The following is a 16,454-nucleotide window of genomic DNA, read 5'->3' as shown; positions in this document are numbered from 1 at the left end:
GCCCCGCAGGAGCTTTTCAACTTTCAGTGGAGAGATCACCTTGGTCGAGTACGTAATTTCCCTCGATAAGCTCGGCAATCACGATGTCGAGCGGGTAGGGGGCAAAAACGCCTCCCTGGGCGAAATGATCAGCAACCTCGCCGGTGCCGGTGTATCGGTGCCTGGCGGTTTCGCCACCACGGCCCAGGCCTATCGCGACTTCCTCGATCTCAGCGGGCTCAACGATCGTATCCACGCCATCCTCGACTCACTGGATGTCGACGATGTCAACGAACTGGCCAAGGCCGGCGCGCAGATCCGTCAGTGGGTCATGGAAGCCGAGTTTCCCGAGCAGCTCAACGCCGATATCCGCACCGCCTTCGCCGAAATGGCCGGTGGCAACGAGAACATGGCGGTTGCCGTGCGCTCCTCGGCTACTGCAGAAGACCTGCCGGACGCCTCGTTCGCCGGCCAGCAGGAAACCTTCCTGAACATCCGCGGCGTCGAGAACGTGATCCGCGCAGCGAAAGAAGTCTTCGCCTCGCTGTTCAACGACCGCGCCATTGCCTACCGCATCCACCAGGGCTTCGACCACAAGCTGGTCGCGCTCTCGGCCGGCGTGCAGCGCATGGTTCGTTCTGAAACCGGCACCGCGGGCGTGATGTTCACCCTCGACACCGAATCCGGCTTCCGCGACGTGGTATTCATCACCGGCGCCTATGGCCTCGGCGAGACCGTCGTCCAGGGCGCGGTCAATCCCGACGAATTCTACGTCCACAAGCAGACCCTCGAAGCCGGTCGTCCCGCCATCCTGCGCCGCAACCTGGGCAGCAAGGCGATCAAGATGATCTACGGCGACGAAGCCAAGGCCGGCAAGTCGGTCAAGACCGTCGACGTCGATCGCGCCGATCGCGCGCGCTTCTGCCTCTCCGACGAGGAAGTCAGCAACCTGGCCCGCCAGGCGCTGATCATCGAGAAACACTACGGCCGCCCGATGGACATCGAGTGGGCGAAGGATGGCGACGACCAGCAGCTGTACATCGTCCAGGCCCGTCCGGAAACCGTTAAGAGCCGCGCCAGCGCCACCGTGATGGAGCGCTACCTGCTGAAGGAAAAAGGCAAGGTGCTGGTCGAAGGTCGCGCCATTGGCCAGCGCATCGGCGCCGGCCCGGTCAAGGTGATCAAGGACGTGTCGGAAATGGACAAGGTCCAGCCGGGCGACGTGCTGGTCTCCGACATGACCGATCCGGATTGGGAACCGGTGATGAAGCGCGCCAGCGCCATCGTCACCAACCGCGGCGGTCGCACCTGCCACGCGGCGATCATCGCCCGCGAGCTGGGTATTCCGGCGGTGGTCGGTTGCGGCAACGCCACCCACCTGCTGACCGACGGCCAGCGCGTCACCGTGTCCTGTGCCGAGGGCGACACCGGCTTCATCTTCGAGGGTGAACTGGGCTTCGATATCAAGAAGAACTCCGTGGACGCCATGCCAGATCTGCCGTTCAAGATCATGATGAACGTCGGCAACCCGGACCGCGCCTTCGACTTCGCTCAATTGCCGAACGCCGGTGTGGGCCTGGCCCGGCTGGAGTTCATCATCAACCGGATGATCGGCGTGCATCCCAAGGCGCTGCTGAACTTCGCCAGCCTGCCGGCGGACATCAAGGAAAGCGTCGAGAAGCGCATTGCTGGTTACGACGATCCGGTGAATTTCTACGTCGAGAAGCTGGTCGAGGGCGTCAGCACCCTGGCTGCCGCGTTCTGGCCGAAGAAAGTCATTGTTCGCCTGTCCGACTTCAAGTCCAACGAGTACGCCAACCTCATCGGCGGCAAGCTCTACGAACCGGAAGAAGAGAACCCGATGCTGGGCTTCCGTGGTGCTTCGCGCTACATCAGCGAGTCGTTCCGCGATTGCTTCGAGCTCGAATGCCGGGCGATGAAGAAGGTCCGTGAAGTCATGGGTCTGACCAACGTCGAGCTGATGGTGCCGTTCGTGCGCACTTTGGGCGAGGCGTCGCAGGTGATCGACCTGCTGGCCCATTACGGCCTCAAGCGTGGCGAGAACGGGCTCAAGGTCATCATGATGTGCGAGCTGCCGTCCAACGCGCTGATGGCCGACGAGTTCCTCGAGTTCTTCGACGGTTTCTCCATCGGTTCCAACGACATGACCCAGCTGACCCTGGGGCTGGACCGCGACTCCGGGATCATCGCGCACCTGTTCGATGAACGTAATCCGGCGGTCAAGAAGCTGCTCGCCAGCGCCATCGCTGCCTGCAACAAGGCCGGCAAGTACATCGGCATCTGCGGCCAGGGTCCTTCGGACCACCCGGACCTGGCGAAATGGCTGATGGAACAAGGCATCGAGAGCGTCTCGCTGAACCCGGACTCGGTGCTCGACACCTGGTTCTTCCTTGCCGAGGGCCAGCAGGCCTAAGGTTTCGTAACGATACGAAGAGGGCGGGTGCACACCCCGCCCTTTTTTGTGCACGAAGTAAAAGCACCATGCAAAGCAGTAGCGAACTGTTCCCCGTAGCGCTGATCAGCGCGGACCTGCGGGGCGACCTGACCGAAGATGTCTATCGCCTGAAACCCAACAACAGTCCCGACCAGAGCGTGGAACTGGCACTGACCCGGCTTGGCCTGCTGCGCGCCGGCACAGCGCGTGGCCTGCCGGTGATCCTGCTGCACGGCAGCTTCTCCAACCGGCGCTTCTGGTTTTCGCCCAAGGGCATCGGCCTGGGGGCCTATCTGGCGCGCGCCGGATTCGATGTGTGGATCGCCGAAATGCGCGGGCATGGGCTTTCGCCGCGCAATCTGACCTACGCGCGCAACCGCGTGGCGGATTACGCCCGTTACGACCTGCCGGCGATCGCCGACTTCGTCATCGAGCAAACCGGTCGCGTGCCTCACTGGCTGGGCCATTCGCTGGGGGGCATCAGCCTGGCGGCGGCGGTCGGTGGCGGCTATCTGGACGATGGGCGAGCCGCGACCCTGGCGCTGTTCGGCAGCCAGGTCAGCCAGTCGCACTGGGCACTGAAAATCCCGCCGGTGGAGTGGGTCGCCCGTTCGCTGCTCAGGCATTTCGGCGGCGTATCCGGCGCTCGCTCGATGCGCGGTCCTGAAGACGAACCCGCCGGGCTGCTGATCGAGAGTCTGCGCTGGCATGGCCTGTTCGGCCGCTTTGGCGAGAAGGGGCGCGACTGGCTGGCCGGCCTCGCCGAGGCGCGCATGCCGACGCTGATGGTAACGGCCGAGGGCGATCGCCAGGATCCGCCGTCGGCCTGCCAGGCGCTGCTGGAGCGTTTTGGCTCGGAAAACCGCGTCTACCTGTGCCTTGGGCCACAGACCGGTTTCAGCACGGCCTTCGGCCATGTGCAGATGCTGGTGAGCAAGGCGGCGCAGGAGGAGGTCTACCCGCTGGTCACGCACTGGCTGCAGCACCGGGCGTTGCCGGCGCGCCAGCCGTCTACAGTGGATACACCGCTGTCGCAGCGTTCCGTGTCCAGCAGTTAACCGTTAAAATATGACGCAACGGCGCTTCCCGGTCACGACCGCGAAGTTCGCCCGTCTCGTCGACGGAAAAGGCTGGGGTCAGGCGATGGCCCGACCAGCGCACTCCGGTCAACAATCCCAAGGAGGTTCACCATGCAATATGTCACTCCCGATCTGTGCGATGCCTATCCCGATCTGGTCCATGTGGTCGAACCCATGTTCGCCAATTTCGGCGGCCGCAATTCCTTCGGTGGCGAGATCGTCACGATCAAGTGCTTCGAAGACAACTCGCTGGTCAAGGAGCAGGTCGATCTGCCAGGCGTCGGCAAGGTGCTGGTGGTCGACGGTGGCGGCTCGCTGCGGCGTGCGCTGCTGGGCGACATGCTCGCCGAGAAGGCGGCCAAGAACGGCTGGGAAGGCCTGGTGATCTATGGCTGCGTCCGCGATGTCGATGTACTCGCCGAGACCTACCTCGGCATCCAGGCGCTGGCCAGCCATCCGATGAAGACCGACAAGCGGGGCATCGGCGATCTCAACGTCGTGGTCACCTTTGGCGGCGTCACCTTCCGCCCGGGCGAGTTCGTTTACGCGGACAACAACGGCATCATCGTTTCCTCCAAAGCGTTGCCCATGACGGAGTAAGACCTGGTGGTCGATGCAGTACCGGAGCTGGCGGCAAACGAAGACGAAACGACGCAGTACGGATTGATCCACGCGCTGATCCTGGACGGCAAGGGGCGCGCCCGCCCGATCGACTATGCGCAGTTGGAGGCCCTCCAGCTTGGCGACGAAGAAAGTGTCTGGCTGCACTGGCATCGCCACCATCCGCAGTCGCAGGCGTGGCTGCGCAATGACAGTGGCCTGAGCGATTTCGCCTGTGACCTCCTGCTCGAAGAGAACACCCGGCCGCGGCTGCTGCCGCTACCGGGCGACGAGCTGCTGGTGTTCCTGCGCGGGGTCAACCTGAACCCCGGAGCCGAACCGGAGGACATGGTTTCCCTGCGCATCTTCGCCGACTCCCGTCGGGTGATTTCCTTGCGCCTGCGCTCGCTGCGCTCCACCGATGAACTGTTGCAGCAATGGGCTGAGGGAAGAGGGCCGAAGGGGCCGTCCGAGGTCATCCTGCACCTGGCCGACGCCCTGACCGAAAAGGTCGATCAACTGATCGAGTCGTTGTCCGAAGAAGCCGATGCGATGGAGGAGTCGACCGCGGCAGGGGAAAGCTACACGGAGCAGGGGCGTGTCCTGCTGCTGCGCCGCCGCGCCGCGAGCCTGCGCCGCTTCCTGTCGCCGCAGCGGGAGATCTTCACCCAGCTCGCGCGCAACCATCTGCCCTGGTTCGCCAATGACGATGGCGACCACTGGAACGAGCTGAGCAACCGCCTGGTGCGTTATCTCGAGGAACTGGAGCTGATCCGCGAGCGCGGCCATCTGATCATCGAATCCGAACAGCGTCGCATGAGCGAGCGGATGAACCGCACCATGTACCTGCTGGCGATCATCACCTGCTTCTTCCTGCCGATGACTTTCCTCACCGGGCTGCTCGGTATCAACGTCGGCGGCATTCCCGGCGCGGACAGCCGCTACGGTTTCGTCGGCGCCTGCGCGCTGATGGCCGTTCTTGGCGTGTCGCAGTGGTGGATATTTCGTCGCCTGCGCTGGCTGTGATGTGACTCGGTAGCGCAACGTCGCGTCTAGCCGAGAGATCATCCGAGGTACGTATGCACGACCCTTTCGAAGAATCCCTGCGCGATATGCTCAAGGCCTCGTCGTCCTCACGCGATGACGATGCCTGCCTGGACCGCGTATTGAAGACCGCCAACCGCCAGGTTGGCGTCGGCGATCTGTTCAGCCTGGCGGGCCACTGGTTCGAGGCGCTGATGATCGCCCTCAACAGCGGCGCGGCGAACGTCTCGCCGCGTAGCCGCCGTTCCTCACCCGACCGCACCGATAAGGCTGATTGAAGATGGAATTCGACCCTTGGACACAGAGCCTCGTTAACGCCATGAGCACCATGTGGGGCTCGGTCGCGGCGTTCATCCCGCGGCTGTTCGGTGCGCTGGTGGTCGTGCTGCTTGGCTTCATCGTCGCCAAGCTGCTCGATACCCTGTTGTCGAAGCTGCTGGCGAAGATCGGCCTGGACCGCCTGATGGCCGGGACCGGCCTCACCAAGCTGCTCGGCCGCGCGGGTATCCAGGTGCCGGTATCGACGCTGATCGGCAAGATCGTCTACTGGTTCGTTTTGCTGGTGTTCCTGGTTTCGGCGGCGGAATCGCTGGGGCTCGAGCGGGTATCGGCAACGCTGGACGTGTTCGCCCTTTACCTGCCCAAGGTCTTTGGTGCGGCGCTGGTGCTGCTGTCCGGCGTACTGCTGGCGCAACTGGCCAGCAGCCTGGTGCGTGGCGCGGCCGAGGGTGTCGGTCTCGACTACGCCAATGGGCTGGGCCGGGTGGCGCAGGCGATGGTCATCATCATCAGCATCTCGGTGGCGATCGGCCAACTGGAAATCAAGACCGACCTGTTGAACAACGTGATCGCCATCGTGCTGATCTCGGTCGGTCTGGCCGTGGCGTTGGCGCTGGGGCTCGGCAGTCGCGACATCGCCAGCCAGATCATCGCCGGCATCTACGTGCGCGAACTGTATGAAGTCGGTCAGGACGTGCGCATCGGCGATATCGAAGGTCAGATCGAAGAGATAGGCACCGTGAAAACCACCTTGCTGGACGCCAATGGCGAACTGGTTTCCGTGGCCAACCGGATTCTCCTCGAGCAGCGGGTCAGTAGCCGCTAAGGGCGCAATCCCTGCTAATGTATGCCGCCGCCGGACGGTCCCCAGGGGACCGCGGAGGCTGCTATCGATCTGACTGTCGGCCCGACTTGTTTTGAACAAAACCCAATCTGCTCCCCAGCGCTACGACCCCCGCGAGCTAACCGATGAGGAATTGGTACAGCGCGCGCATGCCGAACTGTTCCATGTCACCCGTGCTTATGAGGAGCTGATGCGTCGTTATCAGCGCACCTTGTTCAATGTCTGCGCGCGCTATCTGGGTAACGATCGGGATGCCGACGATGTATGTCAGGAAGTGATGCTCAAAGTGCTCTACGGCCTGAAGAACTTCGAAGGCAAGTCGAAGTTCAAGACATGGCTTTATAGCATTACGTATAACGAATGCATCACCCAGTATCGCAAGGAGCGTCGTAAGCGGCGCCTGCTCGACGCCCTTAGTCTCGACCCGCTCGAAGAGGCCTCGGAGGAGAGGGCTCCGAAGGTTGAAGAGCGCGGAGGGCTTGACCGCTGGCTGATTCATGTCAACCCGATTGACCGAGAAATCCTGGTGTTGCGCTTCGTCGCGGAACTCGAGTTTCAGGAAATTGCCGACATCATGCATATGGGCCTGAGCGCGACAAAAATGCGCTACAAAAGGGCGCTGGATCGGCTTCGTGAAAAATTTTCGGGCATTTCCGAAACTTAGTGGGGCAATAAGCTCTCATATGGTCAGGCCCGCTCTGGTAAACTATTGCCAAGTTAGCGAGCATCGGCCTGCTGGCTTATTCATCACACTTGATGGGGATTTAAACGGATGAAACTCAAGAACACCTTAGGCGTTGTCATTGGCTCTCTGATAGCCGCGACTTCTGTTCACGCGCTGGCCCAGGGCCAAGGCGCTGTCGAGGTGGAAGCTTTCGGTAAGAAGTACTTCACCGACAGCTCTAAAGACGCTTCGAACGCCAAACTGTTTGGCGGTTCGGTCGGCTACTACCTGACCGACGACGTCGAGCTGGCTCTGTCCTACGGCGAGTACCACGATATTCGTGGCGATAGCGACACTGGCAGCAAGAACATCAAGGGCAACCTGGCTTCCCTCGATGCCATCTACAACTTCGGTACTCCGGGTGTAGGCCTGCGTCCGTACGTTTCCGCCGGCCTGGCTCACCAGAGCATCGGTCAGGCGACTCGCGGCGGTCGTGACCACAGCACCTTCGCCAACGTCGGTACCGGCGTGAAGTACTACTTCACCGAAAACTTCTTCGCTAAAGCCAGCGTCGATGGCATGTACAACATCGACCGCGGAGAAACCGAGTGGATGGCTGGCGTAGGCGTCGGCATGAACTTCGGTGGCGGTGCTCGCGAAGTCGCAGCGGTCGAGCCGGCTCCGGCTCCAGCCCCTACTCCGGTCGCCCAAGAGCCGGAACCGGCTCCTGAAGTGGTTCGCGTCGAGCTCGACGTGAAATTCGACTTCGACAAGGCCACCGTGAAGCAAGACAGCTACGGCGACATCAAGAACCTGGCTGACTTCATGAACCAGTACCCGCAGACCACCACGACCGTTGAAGGCCACACCGACTCCGTCGGCACCGACGCCTACAACCAGAAGCTCTCGGAACGTCGTGCTGCTGCCGTCAAAAACGTGCTGGTCAACCAGTACGGCGTAGCCGGCAACCGTGTTGACTCCGTCGGTTACGGCGAGTCGCGCCCGGTAGCTGACAACGCGACCGAAGCCGGCCGTGCCGTCAACCGTCGCGTAGAAGCCGAAGTGGAAGCCCAGGCCAAGTAAGCCTCGGGATTCTGTCGAACCGCTCCGGCGGTTCGGCAGGAGAAAAAAGCCCGCCTCGAAAGAAGCGGGCTTTTTTGCGTCTGTCGATCGGGAAACCGGTTGGTTTCGCTGCGAGCAAAGCAAGACGCCCCGGCGTTCGGGGCGTTTGCTCAGGATCGATCAGCCGCGATCGGTCAGGCCATCACTCTTCGATGTTGCCCATCGCGGTGGTGTTGAAACCACCGTCGACGTAGAGGATTTCACCGCTGATGCCCGAGGCCAGGTCGGAGCAGAGGAACGCGCCGGCGTTGCCCACTTCGTCGATGGTGACGTTGCGGCGCAGCGGGGTCTGTTTCTCGTTGGCCGCGAGCATCTTGCGGAAGCTCTTGATGCCGCTTGCCGCGAGCGTACGGATCGGACCGGCGGAGATGGCGTTGACGCGCGTGCCTTCCGGGCCGAGGCTGCCGGCCAGGTAGCGGACGCCGGCTTCCAGGCTCGCCTTGGCCATGCCCATCACGTTGTAGTTCGGCATGGTGCGCTCGGCGCCCAGGTAGGAGAGCGTCAGCAGGCTGCCGTTGCGGCCCTTCATCAGTTCGCGACCGGCCTTGGCCAGGGCGACGAAGCTGTAGGCGCTGATATCGTGGGCGATCTTGAAGCCTTCACGGGTGGTGACTTCGGTGAAGTCGCCGTCGAGCTGGTCGCCCGGGGCAAAACCTACCGAGTGGACGATGATGTCCAGGCCGTCCCATTTCTTGCCCAGCGCTTCGAAGACCGAGGCGATTTCCTCGTCGTTGGCGACGTCGCAGGGGAAGCACAGCTCAGGGTTGGAGCCCCAGCCGGCAGCGAACTCCTCGACGCGGCCCTTGAGCTTTTCATTCTGATACGTGAAGGCGAGTTCGGCGCCTTCGCGGTGCATGGCGGCGGCGATACCCGAGGCGATCGAGAGCTTGCTGGCGACACCAACAATCAGTACGCGCTTACCGGCGAGAAAACCCATGTGCTTATCCTCTTTCTTGGTTTGGCGACGGTTGCGGGGCCAGAAAGGCGGCCTCCAGCAACTGCCGTGTGTAAGGGTGCTGCGGGGCGGCGAAGACTGCATCCGCCGGGCCGCGTTCCACCACCTGACCCTGCTTGAGCACCATCAACTGATGACTCAGCGCCTTGACCACCGCCAGATCGTGGCTGATGAACAGGTAGGTCAGGTTGTACTTGGCCTGTAGCGATCGAAGCAACTCCACTACCTGACGTTGAACCGTCCGATCGAGCGCCGAAGTGGGCTCGTCGAGCAGGATCAGCGCCGGCTTCAGCACCAACGCGCGGGCAATGGCGATTCGCTGCCGTTGCCCGCCGGAAAACTCGTGGGGGTAGCGGTGCCGGGTTTCCGGGTCCAGACCTACCTCCTTGAGCGCGTCGATGATTGCCTGTTCCTGTTCAGCCTCGTTGCCCATGGCGTGAATCCGCAAGCCTTCGCCGACGATCTGCGCCACCGACATGCGGGGGCTGAGACTGCCGAACGGGTCCTGGAAGACCACCTGCATCTGCCGCCGCAGCGGGCGAACCTGCTGCTGGGTCAGCTGATCCAACGGCTGGCCCTGGAAACGAATCGAACCCTGGCTCGCGATCAGACGCAGGATCGCCAGACCCAGCGTCGACTTGCCCGAACCGCTTTCGCCGACGATCCCTAGTGTCTGGCCTTTCGGCAGACTGAAATCGACTCCGTCCACTGCCTTGATGTGATCGACGGTGCGCTGCAGCAGCCCTTTCTTGATCGGGAACCACACGCGCAGGTCTTGCACTTCCAGCAGCGGCGGCCCTGGCGGATTGGCGGCTGCCTCCCCACGGGGCTCGGCGCAGAGCAGTTCACGCGTATACGGATGCTCGGGCGTCTGGAACAGTTTTTCACACGACCCCTGTTCGACGATGCGTCCGCACTGCATGACACATACGCGATGCGCTATTTGCCGAACCAGGTTCAGATCGTGGCTGATCAGCAGCAACGCCATGCCCAGGCGCGCCTGCAATTCCTTGAGCAGGGTGAGGATCTTCAGCTGCACGGTGACGTCCAGCGCGGTGGTCGGCTCGTCGGCGATCAGCAGTTCCGGCTCGTTGGCCAGGGCCATGGCGATCATCACGCGCTGCCGTTGCCCGCCGGACAACTCGTGCGGATAGGCTTTCAGGCGCTTGTGCGGATCGACGATGCCGACCAGCTCGAGCAGCTCCAGCGTGCGCTTTGTCGCCGCCTTGCCGCGCAGGCCCTTGTGCAGGGTGAGCACCTCGTTGACCTGCTTCTCGATGCTGTGCAGCGGATTCAGCGAGGTCATCGGCTCCTGGAAGATCATCGCGATGCGGTTGCCGCGGATGTGCCGCAGACGTTGTTCGCTCTGGGCCAGCAGGTCCTGGCCGTCATAGAGGATCGAGCCAGCGGGGTGTTGGGCGAGCGGGTAGGGCAGCAGGCGCAGGATCGAGTGCGCGGTGACCGACTTGCCGGAGCCGCTTTCGCCGACCAGCGCCAGGGTCTCGCCCTTGCGGATGTCGAAGCTGACGTCCTCGACCACGCGCTGGCACTGGTTGCCGGCGACGAACTCGACGGCCAGGTCGCGCACTTCGACGAGGTTCTGGGGTGACGATATCTCGCTCATGAAGCGCTATTTCCTCGGATCGAATGCATCGCGCGCGGCCTCGCCGATGAACACCAGCAAGCTCAGCATCAGCGCCAGCACGGCGAATGCGCAGATACCTAGCCAGGGTGCCTGCAGGTTGGATTTGCCCTGCGCCACCAGTTCGCCCAGTGACGGCGAGCCGGCCGGCAGACCGAAGCCGAGGAAATCCAGGGCGGTGAGGGTGCCGATGGCGCCGGTGAGGATGAAGGGCATGAAGGTCATGGTGGAAACCATGGCGTTGGGCAGGATGTGACGGAACATGATCGCGCCGTTCTGCATCCCCAGCGCCCGCGCCGCGCGGACGTACTCGAGGTTGCGCCCGCGAAGGAACTCGGCGCGCACCACGTCCACCAGGCTCATCCAGGAAAACAGCAGCATGATGCCCAGCAGCCACCAGAAGTTCGGCTGAACGAAGCTGGCGAGGATGATCAGCAGATAGAGCACCGGTAGCCCGGACCAGACCTCCAGGAAGCGCTGCCCGAGCAGATCGACCCAGCCGCCGTAGAAGCCCTGCAGCGCACCGGCGAACACGCCGATGATCGAGCTGAGGATGGTCAGGGTCAGGGCGAACAGCACCGAGATGCGGAAGCCGTAGATGATCCGCGCCAGCACGTCGCGGCCCTGGTCGTCGGTGCCCAGCCAGTTGGCCGCGGAGGGCGGTGCCGGAGCGGGCACGGCGAGGTCGTAGTTGATCGCGGCATAGTCGAAGGGGATCGGCGGCCAGATCATCCAGCCGTCCTTTTCCTTGATCAGTTCACGGATGTAGCGGCTCTTGTAGTTGGCCTCCAGCGGGAATTCGCCGCCGAACGCGGTTTCCGGGTAACGCTTGGCCACCGGGAAATACCACTCGCCGTCGTAGCGCACCACCAGCGGTTTGTCGTTGGCGATCAGCTCGGCGCCCAGGCTCAGGCCGAAGAGGATGAGGAACAGCCAGAGTGACCACCAGCCACGCTTGTTGGCCTTGAAACGCTCGATGCGGCGACGGTTGAGAGGAGAAAACGTCATCTCATTTCTCCCGGCTTTCGAAGTCGATGCGCGGATCGACGAGGGTGTAGGTGATGTCGCCGATCAGCTTCACCAGCAGGCCCAGCAGGGTGAAGATGAACAGGCTGCCGAAGACCACCGGATAGTCGCGGTTGAGCGCGGACTCGAAGCTCAGCAGGCCGAGGCCGTCGAGGGAAAAGATCACCTCGATCATCAGCGAGCCGGTGAAGAACATGCCGATGAACGCCGACGGGAAGCCGGCGATGATCAGCAGCATGGCGTTGCGGAACACATGGCCGTAGAGCACGCCGGTGCGCGAAAGCCCCTTGGCCCGGGCGGTGACCACGTACTGCTTGTTGATCTCGTCGAGGAAGCTGTTCTTGGTCAGCAGGGTGAGGGTGGCGAAGTTGCCGATCACCAGCGCCGACACCGGAAGCGCCAGGTGCCAGAAATAGTCGAGGATCTTGCCGCCCCAGCTCAACTCGTCGAAGTTGTTGGAGGTCAGCCCGCGCAGCGGGAACCAGTCGTAGTAGCTGCCCCCGGCGAACACCACGATAAGCAGGATGGCGAAAAGGAACGCCGGAATCGCATAGCCGACGATGATCGCCGAGCTGGTCCAGACGTCGAACGCGCTGCCATGGCGGGTGGCCTTGGCGATGCCCAGCGGGATCGACACCAGGTACATGATCAGCGTGCTCCACAGCCCGAGCGAGATCGACACCGGCATCTTCTCGACGATCAGGTCAATGACCTTGGCGTTACGGAAGAAGCTCTCGCCAAAATCCAGCTGCGCGTAGTTCTTCAGCATGATCCAGAAGCGCTCCGGCGCCGACTTGTCGAAGCCGTACATCTTCTCGATCTCGGCGACCAGTTCGGGGTCGAGCCCCTGGCCGCCGCGGTAGTTCGAGTGCCCGCCGGAAACCTCCGCTCCGCCGCCGGAAATCCTCCCGGTGGCGCCGCCGGCAGCCGCGTCGAAGCCTTCGAGCTTGGCGATCATCTGCTCGACGGGCCCGCCGGGCGCGGCCTGGACGATGATGAAGTTGATCAGCAGGATGCCGAACAGCGTCGGCAGGATCAGCAGCAGGCGGCGAACTATGTAGGCGAGCATCTAGTGCGCTTCCTGCTCGGCCGGTACGCCGTCGGTTTCGGGCGTGACCGCATTTTCGCCCGGCTTCTGCCACCAGGTCATCATGCCGAAGTCGTACAGCGAGGTGGTTTCCGGATGTGCGAGGCGCGTCCAGTAGGCCACCCGCCAGGTGTCGACGTAGTAGTTCGGCACCACGTAATTGCCCCATTGCAGCACGCGGTCCAGCGCACGGCAGTGGAGGATCAGGCTCTTGCGCGAGTCGGCGCGGATCAGCCCCTCCACCAGCGTGTCGATGGCCGGGTCGCGCAGGCCGATGAAGTTGCGGCTGCCGGGGCTGTCGGCGCTGCGCGAATGCCAGAACTCCATCTGCTCGTTGCCCGGCGAATTGGACTGGCCCCAGGTGGCCGGGACCATGTCGAAGTCACGCGAACGCAGCCGGTTGATGTACTGCGAGACGTCGACCCGGCGGATCTGCAGGTCGATGCCCAGTTCGGCGAGGTTGCGCTTGAACGGCAGGATGATCCGCTCCAGGTTCGCCTGCGCGGTGAGGAACTCGAACGCCAGCGGCTTGCCGTCCGGGCCGACCATCTTGTCGTTCTCGATCTTGAAGCCGGCCTCGGTGAGCAACTGGTAGGCACGGCGCTTCTGGTCGCGAATGATTCCGCTGCCGTCGCTGACCGGGGGGGCGAAGACCTGGGTGAACACCTCGTCGGGAATCTTGCCGCGCAGGGGCTCGAGGATTTTCAGTTCGTCGGCGTCCGGCAGCGCCGTGGCGGCCATCTCCGAGTTCTCGAAGTAGCTCCGGGTGCGCTTGTAGGAGCCGAAGAACAACTGCTTGTTGGTCCACTCGAAGTCGAACAGCTGGGCGATCGCCTCGCGCACGCGGCGGTCCTGGAACACCGGCCGGCGGATGTTGAAGGCGAACGACTGCATGCCCGCCGGGTTATGGTTGACCAGGTTTTCCTGGACGATCTTGCCTGCGCGCAGGGCCGGGCTGTCGTAGCCCGTGGCCCAGTCCTTCGCCGAGTACTCCAGGTTGAAATCGAACTGGCCGGCCTTGAAGGCCTCCAGCGCCACCGAGGAGTCGCGGTAATAGTCGACGTTGATCGCGTCGAAGTTGTAGTAGCCGCGGTTCACCGGCAGGTCCTTGCCCCACCAGTCCTTGACCCGCTCGTAACGGATCGAACGCCCCGGATCGACCTTGGCGATGCGGTACGGGCCGCTGCCCAGTGGCGGTTCCAGGCTGCTCTTGGCGAAATCGCGGGTCGCCCACCAGTGCTTCGGCAGCACCTGAAGCTGGCCGAGGATCAGGGGCAGCTCGCGGTTGCCGGGGTGCTTGAAGTCGAAACGCACGCGCTGCTTGTCCTCGACGACCACCTTGTCGACGTCCGCGTAATAGTGGCGATACATCGGGTCGCCCTTGTCCACCAGCGTCTGGAAGGTGAACTCGACGTCCTCGGCGGTGACCGGCGTGCCGTCGTTGAAGCGTGCCTTGGGGTTCAGGTAGAAGCGCACGAAGCTGTTGTCCGGCGCCTTTTCGATCTTCTCCGCCAGCAACCCGTACTCGGTGAAGGGCTCGTCCGGGGAGTGGTAGGTGAGCGTGTCGTAGATCAGACCGAGCTGATCCGCCGAGTTGCCCTTGGGAATGAACGGGTTGAGGCTGTCGAAACCGTTCAATCCGGAGAGGCGGAGGATGCCGCCCTTGGGCGCGTCTGGGTTCACCCAGGCGAAGTGCTTGAAGTTCGCCGGGTACTTCGGCGCTTCGTCGTACAGCGTGATCGCGTGCTGGGGGCCGGCGCAGACGGTGCCGGCCAGCGCCAGCAGCAGCGCTCCGCAGCCGAATCGGCGAAGCGCGCTCAGGGTATTGCTCATCGGGAATTCTCCGTGGGCTTCAGCCACCAGGCGCGCAACCCGAGGGTGTAGGGCGGCGTGGTGACGAAGGCGAAGCGATTGCGGTACGCGATGCGATGATAATCGATGTACCAGTTCGGAATGCTGTAGTGCTGCCAGAGCAGGACCCGGTCAAGGGCGCGGGCGGCGGCCTGCTGCTGGGATTCGGTGCCGGCGGCGAGCAGGCTCTCGAGCAGCCCGTCGACCACCGTATTGGCGACGCCGGCGTAATTGCGGCCACCCTTGAGCGCCACCTGGCTGGAGTGGAAGTACTGCCACTGCTCCAGGCCGAGGCTGAGGGTCTGTGGCAGGGTCAGCAGGATCATGTCGTAGTCGTACTGGTCCAGGCGCTGCTTGTACTGCGCGCGGTCCACCGTGCGCAGACTGACGTCGATACCGATGCGGGCGAGGTTTTCGGCGTACGGCTGCAGAATGCGCTCCAGATTGGGATTGACCAGCAGGATCTCGAATCGAAGGGGCCTGCCGTCGGCATCCAGCAGGCGTTGCCCGGATAGCCGGTAACCGGCTCCGGCCAATAGACCGAGCGCACGGCGCAGGGTTTCCCGCGGGATGCCACGCCCGTCGGTGTGCGGAACATCGAACGGCTCCTCGAAGAGCTTCTCCGGCAACTGCGCGCGGTAACGCTCCAGCAGCTGGAGCTCGGCGTCGGTGGGCACGCCGGTGGCCGAGAAGGCGCTGTTGGGGTAGTAGCTCTCCGCGCGCCGGTAGGCGTCGTTGAACTGGGTGCGATTGGCCCACTCGAAGTCGAACATCAGGCCCACGGCCTCGCGCACGGCGATGTCGGCGAACGGCGCACGGCGACTGTTCATGAACAGCGCCTGGGTCTGGGTCGGGATCTTGTGCGGGATTTCCGCGCGCACCACCGCGCCCTGTTCCACGGCCGGAAAGCGATAACCGTTGGCCCAGTTCTTCGCCTGATGCTCGATGTAGATATCGAATTCACCGGCCTTGAACGCCTCGAAGGCGATATGGCTGTCGCGGTAGAACTCCACCTCGACGCGATCGAAGCTGTACTTGCCGCGGTTCACCGGTAGGTTCTCGCCCCACCAGTTGGCGACCCGCTCGAACACCAGCCGGCGCCCCGGAGAAACCCGGGTGATGCGATATGGCCCGCTGCCCAGCGGCGCTTCGTAGGTGGTGGCGGTGAAGTCTCGGTCCTTCCAGTAGTGCTGCGGCAGCACCGGCAACTCGCCCAGGCGCAGGATCAGCAGCGGGTTGCCCGCGCGCTTGAAGACGAAACGGATGCGCTGGCGTCCGAGAATGTCGACGCGCTCCACTTCCTGCAGGCTGGTGCGGTACTGCGGATGGCCCTTCTTGCGCAGCAAGCGGTAGGAAAACGCCACATCGTAGGCGGTTATCGGCACCCCGTCGTGGAAGCGCGCCTCCGGGCGCAGGTTGAACACCACCCAGCTGCGGTCCTCGTTGTACTCCACGCTAGAGGCGATCAGTCCGTAGCTGGACGCCGGCTCGTCGCCTGACGGGTCATAGTCGCCCGTGCCGGCAAGTAGCGTTTCGTTCAGCTCGCTGACCCCGTAATCGAGAAAGTCCGCGGTGCTCGACGGCGGGCTGCCCTTGAGGGTGTAGGGATTGAGGGTGTCGAAGGTGCCGGATGCCATCACCCGCAAGGTGCCGCCCTTGTGCGCGTGCGGATTCACCCAGTCGAAGTGGCTGAAGTCGGCCGGATACTTGAGCGTTCCGAACTGCGCATAGCCGTGGCTGACGCTGATCGCGGCGAAGGCCGGCGTGCAGGTCATGAGGCCGAAGAGCAGAGAGAGAAGAAAACGCATCAGGCGGGAAATCCGATCC

General features: G+C 63.3%; 14 protein-coding genes. 8 read left to right on the top strand and 6 right to left on the bottom strand.

The annotated features are described in order from the left end of the window. Positions 1-40 precede the first annotated feature (40 nt). The 8 genes from ppsA to B2X67_RS06265 all read left to right on the top strand — a co-directional run bounded on the left by ppsA (position 41) and on the right by B2X67_RS06265 (position 8,027). Positions 41-2,413 (top strand): phosphoenolpyruvate synthase, encoded by a 2,373-nt coding sequence (ppsA, locus tag B2X67_RS06300; RefSeq protein ID WP_286784969.1) that lies wholly within the window; start codon positions 41-43, stop codon positions 2,411-2,413. A gap of 68 nt (positions 2,414-2,481) precedes the next feature. Then, entirely contained in the window at positions 2,482-3,492 is a 1,011-nt protein-coding gene (locus B2X67_RS06295; protein WP_273231534.1) for an alpha/beta fold hydrolase, read from the top strand. 132 nt (positions 3,493-3,624) lie between these two features. Then, a complete protein-coding gene (rraA, locus tag B2X67_RS06290) occupies positions 3,625-4,113 on the top strand; it encodes a ribonuclease E activity regulator RraA (protein ID WP_090230980.1) in 489 nt (162 codons plus the stop codon). Between the two features lie 27 nt (positions 4,114-4,140). Then, positions 4,141-5,139 (top strand): zinc transporter ZntB, encoded by a 999-nt coding sequence (locus B2X67_RS06285; protein WP_286785020.1) that lies wholly within the window; start codon positions 4,141-4,143, stop codon positions 5,137-5,139. A 53-nt stretch (positions 5,140-5,192) separates the two neighbouring features. Then, positions 5,193-5,435 (top strand): CrfX protein, encoded by a 243-nt coding sequence (locus B2X67_RS06280; protein WP_286784968.1) that lies wholly within the window; start codon positions 5,193-5,195, stop codon positions 5,433-5,435. A gap of 2 nt (positions 5,436-5,437) precedes the next feature. Further along, entirely contained in the window at positions 5,438-6,262 is an 825-nt protein-coding gene (locus tag B2X67_RS06275; RefSeq protein WP_090230978.1) for a mechanosensitive ion channel family protein, read from the top strand. A gap of 91 nt (positions 6,263-6,353) precedes the next feature. Then, the gene (gene sigX, locus B2X67_RS06270; protein WP_273231533.1) at positions 6,354-6,944 is read left to right on the top strand and encodes an RNA polymerase sigma factor SigX; all 591 of its coding nucleotides are present in this window, start codon (positions 6,354-6,356) and stop codon (positions 6,942-6,944) included. Between the two features lie 108 nt (positions 6,945-7,052). After that, on the top strand, positions 7,053-8,027 hold the full coding sequence (locus B2X67_RS06265; RefSeq protein ID WP_286784967.1) for an OmpA family protein: 975 nt from the start codon (positions 7,053-7,055) through the stop codon (positions 8,025-8,027). Positions 8,028-8,208: 181 nt separating this feature from the next. Here B2X67_RS06265 and fabI read toward each other — a convergent pair whose 3' ends face one another. From fabI to B2X67_RS06235, 6 genes are read right to left on the bottom strand one after another with little or no spacing between them, the layout of a single operon-like run. Beyond that, complete coding sequence (fabI, locus tag B2X67_RS06260; protein WP_273231531.1) at positions 8,209-9,003, bottom strand: enoyl-ACP reductase FabI; 795 nt, start codon at positions 9,001-9,003, stop codon at positions 8,209-8,211. Between the two features lie 4 nt (positions 9,004-9,007). Continuing rightward, entirely contained in the window at positions 9,008-10,645 is a 1,638-nt protein-coding gene (locus B2X67_RS06255; RefSeq protein WP_286784966.1) for an ABC transporter ATP-binding protein, read from the bottom strand. A gap of 6 nt (positions 10,646-10,651) precedes the next feature. After that, complete coding sequence (locus B2X67_RS06250; protein ID WP_286784965.1) at positions 10,652-11,671, bottom strand: ABC transporter permease; 1,020 nt, start codon at positions 11,669-11,671, stop codon at positions 10,652-10,654. A gap of 1 nt (position 11,672) precedes the next feature. Then, on the bottom strand, positions 11,673-12,758 hold the full coding sequence (locus B2X67_RS06245; protein WP_286784964.1) for a microcin C ABC transporter permease YejB: 1,086 nt from the start codon (positions 12,756-12,758) through the stop codon (positions 11,673-11,675). Beyond that, the gene (locus B2X67_RS06240) at positions 12,759-14,609 is read right to left on the bottom strand and encodes an extracellular solute-binding protein (protein ID WP_273231524.1); all 1,851 of its coding nucleotides are present in this window, start codon (positions 14,607-14,609) and stop codon (positions 12,759-12,761) included. It abuts the gene before it with no gap. Then, on the bottom strand, positions 14,606-16,435 hold the full coding sequence (locus tag B2X67_RS06235; protein ID WP_286784963.1) for an extracellular solute-binding protein: 1,830 nt from the start codon (positions 16,433-16,435) through the stop codon (positions 14,606-14,608). The genes B2X67_RS06240 and B2X67_RS06235 overlap by 4 nt, the downstream gene beginning before the upstream one ends. Positions 16,436-16,454 lie beyond the last annotated feature (19 nt).

The sequence above is a fragment of the Pseudomonas sp. UBA3153 genome, from assembly GCF_002364635.1.
Classification (GTDB): Bacteria; Pseudomonadota; Gammaproteobacteria; order Pseudomonadales; family Pseudomonadaceae; genus Pseudomonas_O; species Pseudomonas_O kuykendallii.
The sequence above is the reverse complement of the archived record's forward strand: the minus strand, read 5'-3'. Positions and strand labels throughout refer to the sequence as shown.

Bases quoted from the DNA above. Each gene is read 5' to 3' on its own strand.
- B2X67_RS06235 (WP_286784963.1), bottom strand. From the start codon at position 16,435: ATGCGTTTTCTTCTCTCTCTGCTCTTCGGCCTCATGACCTGCACGCCG.
- B2X67_RS06250 (WP_286784965.1), bottom strand. From the start codon at position 11,671: ATGACGTTTTCTCCTCTCAACCGTCGCCGCATCGAGCGTTTCAAGGCC.
- B2X67_RS06240 (WP_273231524.1), bottom strand. From the start codon at position 14,609: ATGAGCAATACCCTGAGCGCGCTTCGCCGATTCGGCTGCGGAGCGCTG.
- rraA (WP_090230980.1), top strand. From the start codon at position 3,625: ATGCAATATGTCACTCCCGATCTGTGCGATGCCTATCCCGATCTGGTC.
- B2X67_RS06275 (WP_090230978.1), top strand. From the start codon at position 5,438: ATGGAATTCGACCCTTGGACACAGAGCCTCGTTAACGCCATGAGCACC.
- B2X67_RS06255 (WP_286784966.1), bottom strand. From the start codon at position 10,645: ATGAGCGAGATATCGTCACCCCAGAACCTCGTCGAAGTGCGCGACCTG.
- B2X67_RS06295 (WP_273231534.1), top strand. From the start codon at position 2,482: ATGCAAAGCAGTAGCGAACTGTTCCCCGTAGCGCTGATCAGCGCGGAC.
- fabI (WP_273231531.1), bottom strand. From the start codon at position 9,003: ATGGGTTTTCTCGCCGGTAAGCGCGTACTGATTGTTGGTGTCGCCAGC.
- B2X67_RS06245 (WP_286784964.1), bottom strand. From the start codon at position 12,758: ATGCTCGCCTACATAGTTCGCCGCCTGCTGCTGATCCTGCCGACGCTG.
- B2X67_RS06265 (WP_286784967.1), top strand. From the start codon at position 7,053: ATGAAACTCAAGAACACCTTAGGCGTTGTCATTGGCTCTCTGATAGCC.
- B2X67_RS06280 (WP_286784968.1), top strand. From the start codon at position 5,193: ATGCACGACCCTTTCGAAGAATCCCTGCGCGATATGCTCAAGGCCTCG.